Consider the following 17,625-nt stretch of genomic DNA (forward strand, 5'->3'; position numbering starts at 1 on the left):
ATGTGAAATAAAAAACAGAACCACGAATCAAGGAGGAAATAATAATGCCTAAGATTAAAACTTGTAGAGCAGCAGCAAAACGTTTCAAAAAAACCGGAACCGGAAAAATCATGAGAAATAAAGCTTATAAGAGCCATATCTTAACAAAGAAATCTCAGAAGAGAAAGAGAAATCTGAGAAAAGCTACTGTTGTTGATTCTACAAACCTTAAGAATATTAAGAAAGCTCTGCCGTATTTATAATAAACAGGCAGCGGACGATATCAGAAGACTACAGGAGGAAATATAAGAAATGGCAAGAATTAAAGGCGGATTAAACGCAAAAAAAAGACATAACCGTACATTAAAACTGGCAAAGGGTTACAGAGGAGCCCGTTCTAAACAGTATAGAGTAGCAAAACAGTCTGTTATGAGAGCACTTGCAAGCTCTTATGCAGGACGTAAACAGAAAAAACGTCAGTTCAGACAGCTCTGGATCGCTCGTATCAATGCAGCTGCAAGAATGAACGGACTGTCCTACAGCAAAATGATGCACGGACTTAAAGTTGCAAACATCGACATCAACAGAAAGATGCTTGCTGAACTTGCAGTAAACGATGCAGAGGGATTTGCAGCACTTGCTGAGATCGCTAAGAAAGCAGTAGCATAAGTTAATATGCCTGAAAAGACCGCAGTTATAAAATCTGCGGTCTTTTTTATATGGCAGTTTCCGGGAGAGAGAAGATGAAGATTAAAGATAACAGGGCAAGATATTTTATTTATTCTGTTTTTTTTATACTGTTTGTATATTTGGGATATAAAGCTCCCTACTGTCTTGATGAGTGGAAGTGGGGGCTGCCTCAGCGGATGGAACTGATGAAGCGAGGTTTTTCAGGGTATAACGGAAGATATCTGGGAAATATCCTGGCATTGCTGATCACAAGATCAGAGGTGGCAAAAACACTTGTAATATCCGTATGTATGGTGCTGGTCGTATGGCTGATGGAAGTGAGCGTGCGAAGAAAATCTTTTTCAGAAAAAGACAAGTCAGATCCGATCCTTCTTCTGAGTATCATTTTACTGTTGCTTGCTGTCCCGGCTTCCCTGTATGGACAGAGCTATGGATGGCCGGCCGCTTTTGTCAATTACGAAGTTCCGGTACCGTTGTTTCTGGTCTATTTTATATGGACAGAAGAGCTTTACAGAAAGAAAGCTGAAAAATATTCATGCTTTCAAACCTTTGCAGTTATCCCTTTGGGAATATGCGTCCAGCTATTCAGCGAAAATATAACGATCATTGTTGCTGCCTATGCTCTGTGGATGCTGGTCTACACTGCTGTCAGATACAGAAAAATTTATTTAATAGAAGTGAATTATCTGTGCTCTGCAATTCTGGGAGCAGTGCTCATGTTTTCTAATTCAGCATATTCCAGTGCAGCGGTACATAATGGAAAAACCTATAAAAGTATTGATATGAGTGCAGGAATTCTGCTTCAGAGGTTTGCTGCCAGGATATGGACAAATCTTGTCCTGAATAACTGGGTGCTGACAGTAATATTTACAGTTTTTCTTACAGTTCTTATCCTGAAAAAAAGAAAACAGAGTTTTGCGGCGGCAGAGATGCTGGTTGTTTTCTGGGGGTACAGTGCGTACAGCATTTTGCACAAGATCTGTCCGGAGTGGATCTTTGCTGGAACGCAGGCGGTGGACAGAGGGATCATGGCACTTCTTTCCATAGTATTTTTTATAAATGTGATTCTCTGTGTCTGGATGTTTACAGAAAAAGAAGAACGGCTTTCTATCTGTATCACATATCTTGGTTCGCTGGCTTTTGCAGCACCGCTTATTGCAGCGGATCCAATCGGTCCGAGATGCTTTTATATTTCTTATGTGTTTGAAGTACTGGCGGCGGTAAAGATTCTTCAATATCTTCTAAAAAAGAGAGAAGAAATACAGGTTTTTTATCCGGCATTGATCCTTGCAGTGACAGTTTGTATTTCAGCATTATTTTATGTGAGGATTTTTATGATAATAGGGAAGTACAGTGATTACAGAGCAGAATTGATCGAAGAGGCGGTCGAGCAGAATGCAAAAGAACTGACACTTCCGGTCATGCCATTCAGTGATTATACAGGATATACGGAACCGATAGATGAGATCTGGGCAGAAAAATTCAAGGAATTTTATCATATCCCGGAGAATATGACTGTCAGATTTGAATGAAAAGTCCGTGTCACAAAAACACATATCCTTGCGAAATAAACAAAATCTTAAAGAAATCTAAAATTTACCTTGCATTCACATATATCAGATGCTATAATCAAAAACATTAAAGTATTAGCGAGTTAAAGCAAAAGGAGGAGCTTTATTATGAAAAACTGGAAGAAAGTACTTAGTTTAACAGCAGCAGTGGCCATGACAGCAACAATGATGCCAGTATCTGTATTCGCGGCAGAGGATGAGACATTTAAGATCGGTGTGATCGGACCTATGACAGGCGACTATGCACAGTATGGTCTCGGTGTATATCATGCAGCACAGGTTGCAGCAGAAGAAATTAATGCAAATGGTGGATTCAACGGATACAATGTAGAGATTCTTGATGCAGGTGATGATCAGGGTGATCCGGAGAAAGCAGTGAATGCATACAATGACCTCCTGGATAAAGGAATGCAGATGCTTTGTGGTACAGTAACATCTGGTTCCTGTATCGCAGTCGGAGCAGAGGCAGCAGAGAGCACATTCCTGTTCACTCCATCCGGTACAGCATTAGACTGTATCACTGCAGGCAGCAATGAGTTCCGTATGTGCTTCACAGACCCGGCACAGGGAACAAAATCTGCTGAATTTATCGGTGAACATAAGCTTGCAACAAAGGTTGCAGTTCTCTATGATTCCATGGCAGACTATAACTCAGGTGTACATGATGCATTTGTTGCAGCAGCAGAAGAGAATGGTCTGGAGGTTGTAGCTGATGAAGCTTATACAACAGACAACAACACAGATTATTCCGTACAGCTCAAAAAGATCAAAGACAGCGGTGCAGAGCTTCTGTTCCTTCCAAACTACTATTCTGACAATGCTCTGATCCTTCAGCAGGCTCATGATGCAGGAATGGATGACATCAAGAAATTTGGTGTAGATGGTATGGATGGTATTCTTGGAGTAGAAAACTTTGATACATCCCTTGCAGAGGGCGTTATGCTTCTGACACCTTTCTCTGTAACATCCGAAGATGAAAAATCCAAAGCATTTGTTGAGGCATATGAAGCAGCAAATAAGAACGAGGTTCCGAACCAGTTCGCAGCTGATGCTTATGATGTACTTTTTGCAATGCAGCTTGCTGCAAACGATGCGGCAATCACACCGGATATGTCTAATGAAGATATCAGTGCTGCAATGTCAGCTTCCATGCTGAACATTGAACTTGATGGTCTGACAGGTAAGGCAAAATGGTCCGAAGACGGCGAATGTGACAAAGAGCCAAAAGCTTTCGAGATCAAAGATGGTGCTTACGTGGAAATGAAATAACAGTATACTGAAATAAGAGGACGGGGGACGGTTGCCTGTTATCACAGAACCGTCCTCCTTTCTTGCACTAATAAGATAATAAATTAAAGAGGTGCATTATGAGTTTTATATCATATTTAAAAGATGGAATCAGCCTGGGCAGCATCTATGCGATCATTGCACTCGGGTACACAATGGTATATGGTATTGCAAAAATGTTGAACTTTGCTCATGGTGATGTCATCATGGTTGGTGCGTTTGTGATCCTTACTGCTGTTACAAAGGGAGGAATGTCGCCGGTGCTGGCTATTGTACTTTCCGTGATCTTCTGTACCGTTCTTGGTATGGTGATTGAGAAGGTTGCATACAGTCCGCTCCGTAAAGCATCATCAAATCTGGCAGTACTGATCACCGCGATCGGTGTCAGTTATCTGCTTCAGAACCTGGCCTTACTGATTTTCGGTGCAGATGCCAAAAGTTTTGTAACTGTTATCGATGTACCGTCACTCTCTCTTTTCGGAGGAGAACTGGTTATTAAGGGAATTACGATCGTGACGATCCTTACCTGTATTGTGATCATGGTCGGACTGATGCTTTTTGTACAGAAGACCAAACCGGGACGTGCCATGCAGGCAGTATCCGAAGACCGTGATGCAGCACAGCTGATGGGAGTCAACGTGAATGCAACAATCTCCCTTACATTTGCAATCGGTTCAGGACTTGCAGCAATTGCAGGACTTCTTCTCTGTCAGACTTATCCGACACTGACACCATATACAGGAGCGATGCCGGGTATCAAGGCTTTCGTGGCTGCCGTATTTGGTGGTATCGGATCCATTCCGGGAGCTATGGTCGGTGGAATCCTTCTTGGTATTATTGAGATTTTTGGAAAGGCCTATATCTCATCCCAGGTGGCAGATGCAATCTGTTTTGCAGTTCTGATCGTAGTACTTCTTGTAAAGCCTACCGGATTGTTCGGTAAGAACATCCAGGAGAAAGTATAAGAGGTGGTCAGAATGAAAAAAAATATGGACAAAACAACAAAAAACAATCTGATAAATTATGGAATCGTTATCGCACTGTTTGTGATCGTACAGATTCTTTCCGGTACAGGCCATCTGTCCAGACTTATCACAGGTCTTCTGGTTCCGCTGTGCGTGTACACGATTGCAGCAATATCATTGAATTTGGTAGTTGGTTTCTCCGGTGAGCTGAGTCTTGGACATGCCGGATTTATGTGTGTGGGAGCTTATTCCAGTGCACTGTTTTCACATGTGGCAAGTGATATCCCGCAGGTGCCGAGATTTATTCTGGCAATCTTCATCGGAGCAGCAGTAGCTGCTGTGTTTGGTGTGATCATTGGTATTCCGGTACTTCGGCTTCGTGGTGATTATCTGGCAATCGTAACGCTGGCTTTTGGTGAAATCATTAAGAACCTGATCAATATCCTGTATGTTGGTTTTGATGAAAATGGCCTTCATGTTGCTACAAAGGCTGCAAATCTTAATCTGGCAGCGGGCGGCAAACAGATCCTCAAGGGTGCACTTGGTATCTCGGGAACCGGTGCTCTTTATAAAGATGTAAAACACTATTTCTTCCCAATCGGAATCCTTCTGGTCCTGCTTACTTTATTTGTCGTACAGAATCTTGTAAATTCCAGAAGCGGACGTGCGATCATGGCAACCAGAGATAACCGTATCGCAGCAGAATCTGTTGGCATTGATGTCACAAAGTTCAAACTGCTTGCATTTACGATCTCCGCGGCACTTGCAGGTGTTGCAGGTGTTCTTTATGCACATAATCTTTCTATGCTGAAGGTTTCCGGATTTGACTACAATATGTCTATCCTGATCCTGGTATATGTTGTACTTGGAGGAATTGGAAACTTAAGAGGCTCTATGATCGCAACAATTATCCTTTATGCACTTCCGGAGCTTCTCCGTGGATTTGCAAACTATCGTATGCTGATCTATGCGATCGTCCTGATCGTAATGATGCTTTTTAACTGGGCACCGGCAGCAAGAAACTGGAGAGCACGTGTAATGGAAAAAATCAAAGGAACAAAACATAAAAAGGAGGCAGCTTAACTATGGCAATGTTGGAAGTAAATCATCTGGCTATTCAGTTCGGCGGTCTTCGTGCAGTTGATGGATTTAACGTATCCATCGAAAAAGGTCAGCTCTATGGCCTGATCGGACCGAACGGTGCCGGCAAAACAACAATTTTCAACCTTCTCACAGGTGTATACAAACCGACAGAGGGTATTATTAAACTGGATGGACAGGATATCACGGGAAAAAATACGATTGAGATCAACCGGGCAGGTATTGCAAGAACTTTCCAGAATATCCGTCTGTTTAAGGATATGCCGGTTCTTGACAATGTCAAGGTCGGACTTCACAATCAGCATTCTTATTCTACACTGACAGGAATCTTAAGACTTCCGAAATACTATAAAGTCGAGAAAGAAATGAATGAGAAAGCAATGGAGATCCTGAAGGTATTTGATCTGGACAAAGAAGCATACACACTTGCGGGAAATCTCCCGTATGGTAAACAGCGTAAACTGGAGATTGCCAGAGCACTTGCGACTAATCCGAAGCTTCTTCTTCTGGATGAGCCGGCAGCGGGTATGAACCCGAATGAGACACAGGAACTGATGGATACGATCCGTTTTGTACAGGAACATTTTGACATGACCACTCTTCTGATCGAGCATGATATGAAGCTGGTCGGAGGTATCTGTGAGGAAGTAACTGTACTGAACTTCGGACAGGTACTTGCTCAGGGCGAGACTTCGAAGGTTCTGAAAGATCCGGCAGTTGTCACTGCATATCTGGGAGAATAGGAGGAAAATCAAATGTCAATGTTGGAAGTAAAAGATCTCCAGGTTTATTATGGTGTCATCCAGGCATTGAAGGGAATTTCCTTTCATGTAGAACAGGGAGAAGTTATCGCGCTGATCGGTGCGAATGGCGCAGGTAAGACTACAACCTTACAGACGCTGACAGGAATCATTCCGGCCAAGTCCGGAAGCATTCTTTTTGGCGGCAGGGATCTTACCAGAACACCGGCACACAAGATCGTAGAGATGGGAATGGCTCATGTACCGGAGGGACGACGTGTATTCGCAGATATGTCCGTATACGAAAACCTTCTGATGGGAGCATACACAAGAAAAGACAAGAATGAGATCGCACAGAGTCTTGAGATGGTATATAAGAGATTTCCGCGTCTGAAAGAACGTAAAGGACAGCGTGCAGGCACACTTTCCGGTGGTGAGCAGCAGATGCTTGCCATGGGACGTGCACTGATGAGCAAACCCAAGATCATTCTGATGGATGAGCCTTCCATGGGTCTGTCCCCGATTTTTGTAAATGAGATTTTTGATATAATCAAAGAAGTAAGTGAAAGTGGTACGACCGTTCTTCTCGTTGAGCAGAATGCAAAGAAAGCCCTTTCTATCGCAGACAGAGCCTATGTTCTTGAAACCGGAAGTATCACTCTGGAGGGCAAGGCAGATGACCTGCTTCATGATGAATCTGTCCAGAAGGCATATCTGGGAGAATAAGGAGGAGAATCACTATGGATCATGTTGTGATCACAATTGCAAGACAGTATGGAAGCGGCGGACGCACCGTTGGAAAGATGCTGGCAGAGCGCCTTGGAATCTCTTTTTATGATAAACAGATCATTCATATGGCGTCCGACGAGAGTGGAATCGATGTAAATCTTTTTGGGAAGATAGAAGCAGGTGATAAGATCAAAACCTCCCTGTTTGGCAATAAGAGCAGTATTTACAAGGGAGATTTGGTTCGTCCGGGAAGCAGGGATTTTATTTCTGATGAAAACCTTTTTAATTATCAGGCAAAGGTTGTCAATGATCTTGCAGAAAAAGAATCCTATGTTATCGTAGGACGCTGTGTGAATTATGTATTTAAGGATCGTCCGAATACGCTGAGAGTATTTGTTCATGCACCGTGGGAGTTCCGTGTAGAGCAGGCCTCCCAGAAGATTTCCGGATCAAGAGAAGATGTAGAGAAGTTCCTTCTCAAAGATGATAAACGCAAACAGGAATACTACCGCAAATTTACCGGTGGTGTATGGAATGATGCAACAAATTATGATCTCTGCCTGAACAGCGGCAAGCTCGGATTTGAGAAATGTGTAGATGCGATCGAAGCACAGTTAAAGATCATGCTGGATAAGTAAATACAGGGGCATCAGGGACTCAGAAGTGGAAATACCGATGAGTTTCTGGTGCTTTTTTGGATTTTGCCGCATATATTTAAGGGAGTACAGTGTGAGCAGAGTGGCTATGAGAAAAAGAGGTATAAGGATTGCCGCTGTACTTTTGCTGATCATGGGAAGTGCTTTTGCAAAAGTGCGGAAGCTGGAAACCGTGCAGACAGATGGAAATGTAAGTGTTGTCAGGCCGAGAGTTGCACTGACCTTTGATGATGGCCCGAGTCCGAAATATACGCCAATTCTTCTGGACGGACTGAAAGAACGAAATGTCCATGCGACTTTTTTTCTGCTGGGTAAAAATATAAAGAAAAACCAAAAGTTGGTGCAGCGAATGCAAAAAGAAGGACATCTGCTGGGAAATCATACCTACAATCACGTTCAGCTGGACAAAATATCAGAGACGACTGCAAAGCAGGAAATCCTCAGAACAAACAATGAAATCTATGAGACTGCCGGAATCTATCCGGAATATATGCGGCCGCCTTACGGGGCCTGGAAGAAAAATCTGGAACTGTGTGTGGAAATGTTTCCGGTGTTCTGGGATATTGATACCCTGGACTGGAAGAGCCAGAATGTGGAAGCTATACTGGAGACAGCAGGAGACAGACCGGAGGATGGTTCGATCATTCTTATGCACGATGAGTACGAAACCAGTGTGGAAGCTGCGTTTCTTCTCATCGACCGGCTGAAGAAAACCGGATATGAGTTTGTGACAGTGGATAAATTGATTTCAGACTGTGCTGGCGGGTCATTGTGAAGGATGTGAAGACTGACGGGATTGGCATTGCATTTTCTGAATGTTTTCGTTATACTGATAGATAAAGAATTCATTAAAAAAGGAGTAAAAATGGACAGATTTTTTAGTATGGATAATAAGTTTTTTACATTTATGGGAAAGGTAGCAGATCTGTGTATCCTGAATATTGTATGTCTGATCTGCTGTATCCCGATCGTGACGGCGGGGGCATCGATCACCGCGATGTTTTTTGTTACCATGAAGATGGTAAAGAACGAAGAGTCCTACATAATTAAAAGCTTTTTTAAATCCTTCAGACAGAATTTTAAGCAGGCGACCGTGATCAACCTGATCATGCTGGCAGTAGCTGCAATCCTGTATGTGGATCTTCGTATCGTAAATCAGATGGGACAGCCAATTTCACAGATCCTGCATGTGATCTTTCTGGCATTTACGGTACTGTATGCGATGGTGTTTATGTATATTTATCCGGTTCTTGCAAAATTCTACAATTCAACCAGGAATACATTTATCAATGCAGTCCTTATGTCTGTTCGCCATCTTCCGTATACTGTCCTGATGGCACTGGTATGTGCATGTCCGATAGTGCTGATCTTTTTTGCACCGACCTTCAGAGTACAGTCGACAATCCTTGTGATCTGTCTTGTGATTGGTGGGGCGGTAGTGGCATACTGCAATTCATTTTTCCTGGTAAAAATTTTTGAAAAATATATTCCGGAAGATGCAGAGAATGCAGATGGAGGAAGTGCAGAATGAAAAACTGGAATGGTAAACCGTACCATTCACTGGACTATATGCTGCGAGAGAGATTTGGCGAGAAGGTATACAAGGTGACACTGAACGGAGGGATGTCCTGTCCGAACCGTGACGGAAAGCTGGGAGACAGAGGCTGTATTTTCTGCAGTCAGGGTGGAAGCGGCGATTTCGCCGCAGATGCGGCCCTGACGATCACCGAACAGATTGACAGTCAGATCGCAGTCCTGTCGGCGAAGCGTCCGATCCATAAATATATCGCATATTTCCAGGCATATACCAATACCTATGCACCGGTAGAATATCTCAGAAGAATTTTTACAGAAGCGATCCGGCATCCGTCTGTGGTGGCAGTGTCGATCGGAACAAGGCCGGACTGCCTGGGAGAGGATGTTCTGGAGCTTTTGAGTGAACTCAATCAGATCAAACCGGTGTGGATAGAACTTGGGCTGCAGACGATACATGAGAGGACTGCGGCATATATTCGAAGAGGATATCCATTATCTGTTTTTGAGACGGCAGTCAGGAATCTTCGTGAACGTGGAATAGAGGTGATTGTTCACACGATCCTGGGACTTCCGGGAGAATCACAGGAAGATATCCTTGCTACGATGAAATATTTAAATCACAGAGATATACAGGGAATAAAACTTCAGCTTCTTCATGTACTTAAGGATACAGATCTTGCACAGGAATATCTGGAAGGCAAATTTCATGTATATGAAAGAGAAGAATACCTGAATCTGGTGATCCGGTGTCTGGAGAACCTGGATCCGGAGATTGTTATACACAGGATGACAGGGGACGGGCCTGAGAAGCTCCTTCTGGCGCCACTGTGGACAGGCAGGAAAAGGGAGGTCCTGAACCTTCTGCATCATCAGATGAAGGTATGTGACAGTTGGCAGGGAAAGCAGTTCCATTCTCTGCCAGAATAAGAAAGAGGTGACCGAAATGGCAGATCCATTTACAACGTACAAGCTGATCGTATTATATATGGCGAAGCATGCGACAGAGGCACTGACAAATTCACAGATTTCAGAATTTATTCTGGATCGGGAATATACAGATTATTTTCAGCTTCAGAAAGTACTGTCAGAGCTGACGGAGACAGAACTTCTCCACAAAAGAACGATCTCCAACAGTTCTTATTATGAACTGACGGAAGAGGGCCGCAAGACACTTTCCTATTTTGAAAAGGATATTTCTCAGGATATCAGAAATGAGGTGAAGGAATATCTTGAAAGCTGCGGATGCAGAGTACAGGAGAGGATTCTGACACCGGCTGATTATTATACGACACCACAGGGCGGATATGCAGTACGTTGTCAGATTATAGAGAGGGACTCTACGATCATGGATCTGAGCATGGCAGCACCAGGCAAAGAGGCAGCTCAGGCAATCTGCCGGAGCTGGGCTTCAAAATCACAGGATATTTATGAAATGCTGATGAGTGAACTGATATCATAAATTTAAAAGGGGACGAAAAGCAAATGTTCAGAACTGCTTTTCGTCCCCTTTGGCATCGGGAGTCAGGATTCACCCTTTATGTGTTTCAAATGTTCCTGAATCGTCTTTTCATATCCCATGTCACCTGGTTCATAAAAATGTTCTCCCTGAATTTCAGATGGGAGATATTGCTGTTCCACATAGTGGTTGGGATAATCGTGTGCGTACTTATAACCGATTCCCCTGCCAAGTTTCTCGTGGCCGCCGTAATGGGCGTCCTGAAGATGGACAGGTACGGTTGTGCGGGTCTTTTTGACAGAATCCATGGCGGAGAAAATCGCATTTACAGCAGCATTGCTTTTGGGGGCACATGCCATATAAGTGACAGCCTGAGAAAGAATGATCTGTGCTTCCGGCATACCGACGCGCTCAACAGCCTGAGCAGCGGCAACAGCAACGCAAAGTGCCTGAGGGTCAGCATTTCCAATATCCTCTGAGGCGAGGATCATAATTCTTCTTGCAATAAATTTGATATCTTCTCCGGCATAAAGCATTTTGGCCAGATAGTAGACTGCCGCATCCGGATCAGAGCCACGCATACTCTTGATAAAGGCAGAGATGATGTCATAGTGGTTGTCACCCTGTTTATCGTACTGGACAACACGTTTCTGGATACATTCAGAGGCAACATCAAGTGTCAGGTGGATGTAACCGTCAGAACTTTTTGGGGTTGTCAGTATTCCAAGTTCTACAGCATTCAGGGCACTTCGTGCATCACCGCCTGCCATATCCGAGAGAAAATCAAGAGCGTCATCATCAATTACAGCCCCATAGTTGCCCATACCCTTATCGCAGTCATTGACTGCCCGGAGAATGAGAGTACGGATATTGTCCTGACTCAGCGCTCTGAGCTCAAAAATAATAGAACGTGAAAGAAGCGCACCGTTGACCTCAAAATAAGGATTTTCTGTTGTGGCACCGATCAGGATGATTGTTCCGTCCTCAACGAAAGGGAGGAGATAGTCCTGCTGTCCTTTGTTGAAACGGTGGATCTCATCGATGAACAGGATGGTTTTCCGGCCATACATGCCGAGCTGTTCCTGAGCTTCCTTAACGACCTGTTCCATGTCTTTCTTGCCGGCAACGGTCGCATTGATCTGTGTAAAATTGGCACGGGTCGTATTGGCAATGACCTTGGCAAGCGTTGTCTTACCGGTTCCGGGAGGTCCGTAGAAGATAACAGAGGTCAGCTTATCAGCCTTGATCGCACGATATAATAATTTATCCTTTCCTACAATATGCTCCTGGCCGACAACTTCATCCAGTGTGGAAGGACGGAGCCGGGAGGCAAGAGGAGATTCCCTGTCAAGAGTTTTTGATTTGGCATATTCAAATAAATCCATAATGATACTCCATTCTGAAATAATGATCCGTACATTTGTTCCAAGTATACTTGATTTTTAAAATAAATTCAACTGAGAAGATGTTTTGCATATGAAAATGCTGAAACTTCTTGCTTATCACAGAGTAAAGTGTTAAAATATCAGATATGTGAAATAAAGCACAATGTAAGCTAAAGGAGCAAGGTTATGGGTAAAAAAATCAGGACGGAAGAGGTTGACCATTTATTTGAGGCGATCCTCTGTTTGAAGAATAAAGAAGAGTGTTATACCTTCTTCGAGGATGTATGCACAATTAATGAACTTCTTTCTCTCTCTCAGCGTTTTGAGGTGGCTAAGATGTTGACGGATAAGCGCACGTATCTGGATATTTCAGAGAAGACAGGGGCTTCAACAGCAACGATCAGTCGAGTAAACCGTTCACTTAATTATGGAAACGATGGATACGAAATGGTTTTCGAAAGAATGAAAGCCAAGGAAGCACAGGAAACAGAAGAATAAATCTGTTACTGTTCACAGTAACGAATAAATAAAACAGAGTTTGCAGGAAGGGGATACTTCCAGCAGGCTCTGTTTTATTTTGTAAGAAATTACTTCGTATTATTCTGAAGGTTCTTCGACAGGGGAAGGTGAAGGCATTTCGGAAGCGGCAGGGGAGACGAGGCTGAAATATTCATCGATGCCATCGGCTACGGCTTTTGCCATTGTTTCGTGGTTTGAAGAATCTGTGATATACAGGTCATCCTTCTGGTTGCTCATAAATCCCATCTCAAGGATTGCAACAGGGACTGTGCTCCAGTTTGTCCCGGTCATATTGTCAGAAGAAATTACTCCAAGATTTCCAAGACCTGTCGCATCGCAGTAATGGTTGATGATACAGGTTGCCAGAGTGTTACTTTTTTCGATGATATCCTGGTTCAGATACTGATTGGAAGAAGTAGGAGCCATGGTGAGAGCTCCGGCAGAAGCAGAATCGTTAGCTCCATTTGCGTGGATACGCACAGTGATGTCGGCTCCCTCTTCTGTGGCAAGTTCGGCCCGTTCCTTGTTGCTGATTGCTTTATCATTGTCTTCTCTTGTCATGATGACATTGTATCCGCGGGAAAGAAGTTCCTTCTGAAGGACAAGAGAAACCTCAAGGTTTACTTCATATTCAGGAACGTTTGAAAAATTCCCGCTGGTTCCGGTTGTAGCCTTGTTTTTGGTCTGGGAGGATCCCGGAGCCATAGGCTCCTGTGCACTCATATCTACCCAGGAACCCTGGTGTCCGGCATCGACACAGACGGTAAAACTGCCCTGGGTCTTTTTGTTCTTTGTGTTGGCGGCAGACCAGTCCATACCAGCTGAAGAGTCAGAAGAACTGGTTGTACCCTCGGTCTGTTCTTCTGATGTGTCGGAAGATTGTTCCGAAGCGGAAGAGGGCGGTTTGATCATTGCCTGTCCTTCCACATCTTCCTGGGTGGCTTCTGAGGCGGCAGAAACAACTGCCGGGGATACAAGAACCAGACTGCCAAGAAGTAAAGATGTCAAAAAAAATTTCATAAAATTAATACCTCCTGAAAAAAATTTATATATAAAAAATACAAATCTGAAATCTATTCTGCTATAATAAAAATATAAAACAGATGGTTCAAACAGATAACTCTATGATATGACATTATGAATATAATTGCAAATTTTCTTGAAAGTATTATACAGAAATAATATAATAAAGGTATCTGAACATAAGGAAGAGAGAACATGAAAAATAAAATTTTAACATCAATTTTAATTAGCTGCATTACATTGGCGGCAGCGACAACACAGCCATGTTATGCGGCAGAAGAACAGCATGTCAGTGAACATTCTGAGGAACACACACAGACGGCAGAAGATCCGGACCATCATGCAGAACCGGCACCGGAAGAGACAGCTTCCATTCAGGAGGGACAGGGAACTCTGTCACCACCGTCGGAATCCGAGGGAGGCAGTGTATTCGGAAGTTCCGCATCATCAGAGACGGCAGGAACGGATGAGAAGCTTCAGGGAGTTTTATCGAATCTTGCACTTCCGGCAGGAAACGGAACCTGGTCTGTATATGTGTGTGATCTGGTAAATAATACAGAAGGTGCCATCCAGGATGCCAGAATGCAGGCTGCAAGTCTGATCAAGCTTTATATTATGGGAGCAGTATATGAGAACTATGACAGTATCATTGCACAGTACGGACAGTCCAGTGTAGATTCCAATCTGTATTCCATGATCACTGTCAGTGATAATGATGCAGCGAACACACTGGTAAGTTATCTGGGAGGCGGAGACAGCAGTGCAGGAATGACGGTGGTAAATGATTTCTGCAGTGAGAAGGGGTATTCCAGTACCCATATGGGAAGGCTTCTTCTGGCAAGCAATCAGTATGACGATAATTATACATCAGTTTCGGATTGTGGACATTTTCTCAAAGAGGTTTACGAGGGAAGCAAGGAATCTGATGTACATGCACAGGCAGAATTCGATTTACTTGCAGCGCAGACCAGAAGAAACAAGATTCCGGCACAGATGCCGGCCGGAGTCAGCATCGCAAATAAGACCGGAGAGCTTTCCGACGTAGAGAACGATGCCGGTATTATCTACAATTCCTCAAATGATCTGATCATTGTTTTTATGTCAGAAAATGTATTGCAGCCGGGAACAGCTCAGAGTACGATCGCATCCCTGAGCAGACAGATTTATGATTCTTACAGTTCATAGAACTGTAAAATAAATAATCGTAACTGTGAGGATTCTGAACAGTTACGAATAATCTAAAAAAGGAGGGTATCATTATGAGAGAGAAATTAACGGGGATTTTTGAGACATCTATTTTTAAATGGGCAGCATTGTTCGCACTTGTTTTCACTTTGTCACTTCCTGTGACAGCAAAGGAAAGTTTTGCAGGAAGCATTTACACGGTCAGTGTGGCCAAGGGATATCTTGCACTGCGTACTGCAAAGGCTTATGATTCTCGCAATGAGATTGGAGAACTCTATACAGGAGATACGGTAGAAGTGACAGACACCAGTGACAATACTTACTGGTATGTATATTCCTCAAAGCTTAACAAGTCCGGCTATGTAAACCGCAATTATCTTGTAGGCGGTGCTGCAAGCACAGGAGGAAGTAACTATACGGTCAGTGTGGCCAAGGGATATCTTGCTCTTCGTACTGCCAAGGCCTATGATTCTCGTAATGAGATCGGAGAACTGTACAGTGGAGATACAGTACAGGTGCAGGATACCAGTGACAGTACCTACTGGTATGTATATTCTCCGAAACTTAATAAGTCTGGCTATGTAAACCGCAATTATCTCGTGGGCGGTACAGTAAGCACAGGCGGCGCAAGCTATACGGTCAGTGTGGCCAAGGGATATCTTGCCCTTCGTACAGCCAAGGCATACGATTCGAGCAATGAGATTGGAGAATTGTACAGTGGAGATACGGTGCAGGTGCAGGATACCAGTGACAATACCTACTGGTATGTATATTCCCCGAAGCTTAATAAATCCGGTTATGTGAACCGCAATTATCTTATTGGCGCCGGAAGCAGCAGCCCGTCAGTTGTTACCAAGACCGTCAGTGTGGCCAAGGGATATCTTGCTCTTCGTACCGCCAAGGCCTATGATGAGAACAATGAGATCGGAGAACTGTACAGTGGAGATACGGTACAGGTACAGGATACCAGTGACAGCACCTACTGGTACGTATATTCCCCGAAACTTAATAAGTCCGGTTATGTAAATAAGAATTATTTATACTAAAACATTAGAACAGTCAAAGAGGTTCCTGCCAGAAGCGGCAGGAACCTCTTTTAAACTTATTTCTTTTTCCTGGGGTCTTTGTCCCGGAGACTGTCGATCATCTGCTCGATGATCGTTTTTTTCATGTAGACATCAAAGCTGAGCAGGCAGATGAAAGAAAATAATTTCAGGAAATCCTGCTCATCCTCCGGAGCATCCGTAAACGTATTCTGAGCAGTCTGATAATCCTTCAGAAGCTCCTTCTTGAGAACTTCAATCTGTTCTTTCTCCATGCTGAAAACTTCCTCGTAGATGGAAGTCAGATCCAGCTTCTCCTGAGATTTAAAATATTTATCCGTGATCGGATTCAGAAGAGTCTGAATATCATTGATAGAAAGAATGTTCTTGAAGTAGTAAATAAAGATCAGAACCAGCAGGTGCTCTCTGGAATAACGCTTCTTCACCGGTGACGGAAGAAGATTATTCTTGGCGTAGTTATTGATCATGGTCTTGGTGAGAATCTTGTCTTCCTGATATCGCTTGGAATGTGCAAGCTGCTCTTCCATGAAAGTCGTTACCTGATCCATATAAAGATCAATATTCGGAATATCCTCGGGTTTAATATATCCAATTCCGGAAACCCAGTCCAGAATATGTCTGATCATCGCCTCATTATCTGTTGACATAAATACCACTTTCCTCTCTCTTATGCCCCTTATTATATAGTTTTAAATACTACTTGTAAATATTTTTCTAAAGGAATTTGTTATTTTGGCGGTAAGTACGGGGGGAAATCCCATAAAAATTCTTGAAAGCCCTGGAAAAATGGAGCTGGTTGGGATAGCCGACCTGCCTGCTGATCTCGCCCACAGAAAGATCTGTGATCTTGAGAAGTTCGGCAGCTTTTTCCATACGGTACTGGATGAGAAATTCCTGTGGAGACTGTCCGAGGACATCACGGAAAACCTTGCCAAAATAACTCCGATCCAGATTGCAGCGGCGAGCCATGTCCTCGACCGTGATCGCACGGGAATAATTCTGGGCGATGAAGGTCACAGCTTCGTTCGTGTAAAACTGTGCACGTTTGCCTCCCTGGGTACGCCGTCTGGAAGACGATCCGCTGACCAGTGCATCCATGATAAGATAAAGATGCCCGATCAGATGGTAGGAAGATTCCTGAGAGTGTGTGGCAAGATACAGAATCTCATTTTTGAGCCGCTCCCCATCCTGTGGTGTGCGTGGAAGATAGACCGGAGAGTCAGAAGAAAGACCGGAGCCCTCCAGAATCTCCTTTGCCCGGAGTCCGCTGAATTCGATCCAGGCATATTCCCATGGGTCTTTGCGGTCGGCAAAATAAGTATTTACACAATCGGGCTCAATCAGGAATCCCATTCCGCCCTGAAGCTGGTATTCCGTAGACTGGGAATTTTCATCATCAACCAGGAGTGTTCCTTTACCTGAAATAATATAATGGAACAGGAAATGGTTTCGTACAAAAGGACCGTAGGAGTGTAGTGGAAGACACTGTTCATATCCATACTGGTAGAGTGTAAGATCCATAAAACGGTCATCTGAAAACACATGAAACAAGACTTTATCCATATTTTATCCTCCATGAAACATAGAAACTGGTTGATATTACTAAAAAATATCAATTAAAATTGTCAGTAATACACGAAAATTGCATGTTTTTCTATATTATATACCATAATGAGTCTATACTTCAACTTTATTCTTTAAAAAACGAATAAAGGTATAAAAGTGCTGTCATGGGAATA

General features: G+C 43.4%; 20 protein-coding genes. 16 read left to right on the plus strand and 4 right to left on the minus strand.

Annotation, left to right across the window (positions count from 1 at the left end):
* The first annotated feature begins 44 nt into the window (after positions 1-44).
* The 13 genes from rpmI to LIR34_RS06365 all read left to right on the plus strand — a co-directional run bounded on the left by rpmI (position 45) and on the right by LIR34_RS06365 (position 10,713).
* On the plus strand, positions 45-242 hold the full coding sequence (rpmI, locus tag LIR34_RS06305) for a 50S ribosomal protein L35 (protein ID WP_015541985.1): 198 nt from the start codon (positions 45-47) through the stop codon (positions 240-242).
* A gap of 49 nt (positions 243-291) precedes the next feature.
* Positions 292-648 carry a 50S ribosomal protein L20 gene (gene rplT, locus LIR34_RS06310; protein ID WP_005427881.1) on the plus strand — a complete coding sequence of 119 codons (357 nt, stop codon included), beginning with the start codon at positions 292-294 and terminating at the stop codon, positions 646-648.
* 74 nt (positions 649-722) lie between these two features.
* The gene (locus tag LIR34_RS06315; RefSeq protein ID WP_173902291.1) at positions 723-2,201 is read left to right on the plus strand and encodes a DUF6056 family protein; all 1,479 of its coding nucleotides are present in this window, start codon (positions 723-725) and stop codon (positions 2,199-2,201) included.
* Between the two features lie 147 nt (positions 2,202-2,348).
* On the plus strand, positions 2,349-3,509 hold the full coding sequence (locus LIR34_RS06320; RefSeq protein WP_161286196.1) for an ABC transporter substrate-binding protein: 1,161 nt from the start codon (positions 2,349-2,351) through the stop codon (positions 3,507-3,509).
* A gap of 98 nt (positions 3,510-3,607) precedes the next feature.
* Positions 3,608-4,492, plus strand: coding sequence for a branched-chain amino acid ABC transporter permease (locus tag LIR34_RS06325; RefSeq protein WP_161286195.1), 885 nt, complete (start codon positions 3,608-3,610; stop codon positions 4,490-4,492).
* A gap of 12 nt (positions 4,493-4,504) precedes the next feature.
* A complete protein-coding gene (locus LIR34_RS06330; protein ID WP_161286194.1) occupies positions 4,505-5,575 on the plus strand; it encodes a branched-chain amino acid ABC transporter permease in 1,071 nt (356 codons plus the stop codon).
* 2 nt (positions 5,576-5,577) lie between these two features.
* A complete protein-coding gene (locus LIR34_RS06335) occupies positions 5,578-6,336 on the plus strand; it encodes an ABC transporter ATP-binding protein (RefSeq protein ID WP_161286193.1) in 759 nt (252 codons plus the stop codon).
* 12 nt (positions 6,337-6,348) lie between these two features.
* Positions 6,349-7,059 (plus strand): ABC transporter ATP-binding protein, encoded by a 711-nt coding sequence (locus LIR34_RS06340; RefSeq protein WP_173902292.1) that lies wholly within the window; start codon positions 6,349-6,351, stop codon positions 7,057-7,059.
* Between the two features lie 14 nt (positions 7,060-7,073).
* The gene (locus tag LIR34_RS06345; RefSeq protein WP_161286191.1) at positions 7,074-7,700 is read left to right on the plus strand and encodes a cytidylate kinase-like family protein; all 627 of its coding nucleotides are present in this window, start codon (positions 7,074-7,076) and stop codon (positions 7,698-7,700) included.
* A gap of 106 nt (positions 7,701-7,806) precedes the next feature.
* Complete coding sequence (locus LIR34_RS06350) at positions 7,807-8,493, plus strand: polysaccharide deacetylase family protein (RefSeq protein ID WP_173902293.1); 687 nt, start codon at positions 7,807-7,809, stop codon at positions 8,491-8,493.
* A gap of 108 nt (positions 8,494-8,601) precedes the next feature.
* Positions 8,602-9,249: a YesL family protein gene (locus LIR34_RS06355; RefSeq protein ID WP_244092234.1), complete on the plus strand. Its 648-nt coding sequence runs from the start codon at positions 8,602-8,604 to the stop codon at positions 9,247-9,249.
* Positions 9,246-10,181 carry a TIGR01212 family radical SAM protein gene (locus LIR34_RS06360; protein ID WP_173902295.1) on the plus strand — a complete coding sequence of 312 codons (936 nt, stop codon included), beginning with the start codon at positions 9,246-9,248 and terminating at the stop codon, positions 10,179-10,181. Before LIR34_RS06355 ends, LIR34_RS06360 begins: the two co-directional genes overlap by 4 nt.
* A 16-nt stretch (positions 10,182-10,197) precedes the next feature.
* Positions 10,198-10,713: a DUF4364 family protein gene (locus tag LIR34_RS06365; protein WP_161286187.1), complete on the plus strand. Its 516-nt coding sequence runs from the start codon at positions 10,198-10,200 to the stop codon at positions 10,711-10,713.
* Positions 10,714-10,775: 62 nt separating this feature from the next.
* On the opposite strand, the gene LIR34_RS06370 is transcribed toward LIR34_RS06365, so the two are convergent.
* On the minus strand, positions 10,776-12,095 hold the full coding sequence (locus tag LIR34_RS06370) for a replication-associated recombination protein A (protein WP_173902296.1): 1,320 nt from the start codon (positions 12,093-12,095) through the stop codon (positions 10,776-10,778).
* Positions 12,096-12,281: 186 nt separating this feature from the next.
* On the opposite strand from LIR34_RS06370, the gene LIR34_RS06375 reads away from it, so the two are divergent.
* The gene (locus LIR34_RS06375) at positions 12,282-12,593 is read left to right on the plus strand and encodes a YerC/YecD family TrpR-related protein (RefSeq protein WP_161286185.1); all 312 of its coding nucleotides are present in this window, start codon (positions 12,282-12,284) and stop codon (positions 12,591-12,593) included.
* Between the two features lie 99 nt (positions 12,594-12,692).
* Here LIR34_RS06375 and LIR34_RS06380 read toward each other — a convergent pair whose 3' ends face one another.
* Positions 12,693-13,634, minus strand: coding sequence for an N-acetylmuramoyl-L-alanine amidase (locus LIR34_RS06380; RefSeq protein ID WP_173902297.1), 942 nt, complete (start codon positions 13,632-13,634; stop codon positions 12,693-12,695).
* 198 nt (positions 13,635-13,832) lie between these two features.
* Between LIR34_RS06380 and LIR34_RS06385 the strand changes: the two genes are divergently transcribed.
* On the plus strand, positions 13,833-14,822 hold the full coding sequence (locus LIR34_RS06385; RefSeq protein WP_173902298.1) for a serine hydrolase: 990 nt from the start codon (positions 13,833-13,835) through the stop codon (positions 14,820-14,822).
* 74 nt (positions 14,823-14,896) lie between these two features.
* Positions 14,897-15,868: a hypothetical protein gene (locus LIR34_RS06390; protein ID WP_244092236.1), complete on the plus strand. Its 972-nt coding sequence runs from the start codon at positions 14,897-14,899 to the stop codon at positions 15,866-15,868.
* Positions 15,869-15,924: 56 nt separating this feature from the next.
* Here the strand turns inward: LIR34_RS06390 and LIR34_RS06395 are convergent, their stop codons facing one another.
* Together LIR34_RS06395 and LIR34_RS06400 are read right to left on the minus strand one after the other, a co-directional pair.
* Entirely contained in the window at positions 15,925-16,533 is a 609-nt protein-coding gene (locus tag LIR34_RS06395) for a DUF1836 domain-containing protein (RefSeq protein ID WP_161286182.1), read from the minus strand.
* A 67-nt stretch (positions 16,534-16,600) separates the two neighbouring features.
* Positions 16,601-17,449: an AraC family transcriptional regulator gene (locus LIR34_RS06400; protein ID WP_173902299.1), complete on the minus strand. Its 849-nt coding sequence runs from the start codon at positions 17,447-17,449 to the stop codon at positions 16,601-16,603.
* Positions 17,450-17,625 lie beyond the last annotated feature (176 nt).

This window comes from Blautia sp. MSK17_66, from assembly GCF_020538025.1.
Taxonomy (GTDB): Bacteria; Bacillota; Clostridia; order Lachnospirales; family Lachnospiraceae; genus Blautia_A.

Bases quoted from the DNA above. Each gene is read 5' to 3' on its own strand.
- rpmI (WP_015541985.1), top strand. From the start codon at position 45: ATGCCTAAGATTAAAACTTGTAGAGCAGCAGCAAAACGTTTCAAAAAA.
- rplT (WP_005427881.1), top strand. From the start codon at position 292: ATGGCAAGAATTAAAGGCGGATTAAACGCAAAAAAAAGACATAACCGT.
- LIR34_RS06315 (WP_173902291.1), top strand. From the start codon at position 723: ATGAAGATTAAAGATAACAGGGCAAGATATTTTATTTATTCTGTTTTT.
- LIR34_RS06320 (WP_161286196.1), top strand. From the start codon at position 2,349: ATGAAAAACTGGAAGAAAGTACTTAGTTTAACAGCAGCAGTGGCCATG.
- LIR34_RS06325 (WP_161286195.1), top strand. From the start codon at position 3,608: ATGAGTTTTATATCATATTTAAAAGATGGAATCAGCCTGGGCAGCATC.
- LIR34_RS06330 (WP_161286194.1), top strand. From the start codon at position 4,505: ATGAAAAAAAATATGGACAAAACAACAAAAAACAATCTGATAAATTAT.
- LIR34_RS06335 (WP_161286193.1), top strand. From the start codon at position 5,578: ATGGCAATGTTGGAAGTAAATCATCTGGCTATTCAGTTCGGCGGTCTT.
- LIR34_RS06340 (WP_173902292.1), top strand. From the start codon at position 6,349: ATGTCAATGTTGGAAGTAAAAGATCTCCAGGTTTATTATGGTGTCATC.
- LIR34_RS06345 (WP_161286191.1), top strand. From the start codon at position 7,074: ATGGATCATGTTGTGATCACAATTGCAAGACAGTATGGAAGCGGCGGA.
- LIR34_RS06350 (WP_173902293.1), top strand. From the start codon at position 7,807: ATGAGAAAAAGAGGTATAAGGATTGCCGCTGTACTTTTGCTGATCATG.
- LIR34_RS06355 (WP_244092234.1), top strand. From the start codon at position 8,602: ATGGATAATAAGTTTTTTACATTTATGGGAAAGGTAGCAGATCTGTGT.
- LIR34_RS06360 (WP_173902295.1), top strand. From the start codon at position 9,246: ATGAAAAACTGGAATGGTAAACCGTACCATTCACTGGACTATATGCTG.
- LIR34_RS06365 (WP_161286187.1), top strand. From the start codon at position 10,198: ATGGCAGATCCATTTACAACGTACAAGCTGATCGTATTATATATGGCG.
- LIR34_RS06370 (WP_173902296.1), bottom strand. From the start codon at position 12,095: ATGGATTTATTTGAATATGCCAAATCAAAAACTCTTGACAGGGAATCT.
- LIR34_RS06375 (WP_161286185.1), top strand. From the start codon at position 12,282: ATGGGTAAAAAAATCAGGACGGAAGAGGTTGACCATTTATTTGAGGCG.
- LIR34_RS06380 (WP_173902297.1), bottom strand. From the start codon at position 13,634: ATGAAATTTTTTTTGACATCTTTACTTCTTGGCAGTCTGGTTCTTGTA.
- LIR34_RS06385 (WP_173902298.1), top strand. From the start codon at position 13,833: ATGAAAAATAAAATTTTAACATCAATTTTAATTAGCTGCATTACATTG.
- LIR34_RS06390 (WP_244092236.1), top strand. From the start codon at position 14,897: ATGAGAGAGAAATTAACGGGGATTTTTGAGACATCTATTTTTAAATGG.
- LIR34_RS06395 (WP_161286182.1), bottom strand. From the start codon at position 16,533: ATGTCAACAGATAATGAGGCGATGATCAGACATATTCTGGACTGGGTT.
- LIR34_RS06400 (WP_173902299.1), bottom strand. From the start codon at position 17,449: ATGGATAAAGTCTTGTTTCATGTGTTTTCAGATGACCGTTTTATGGAT.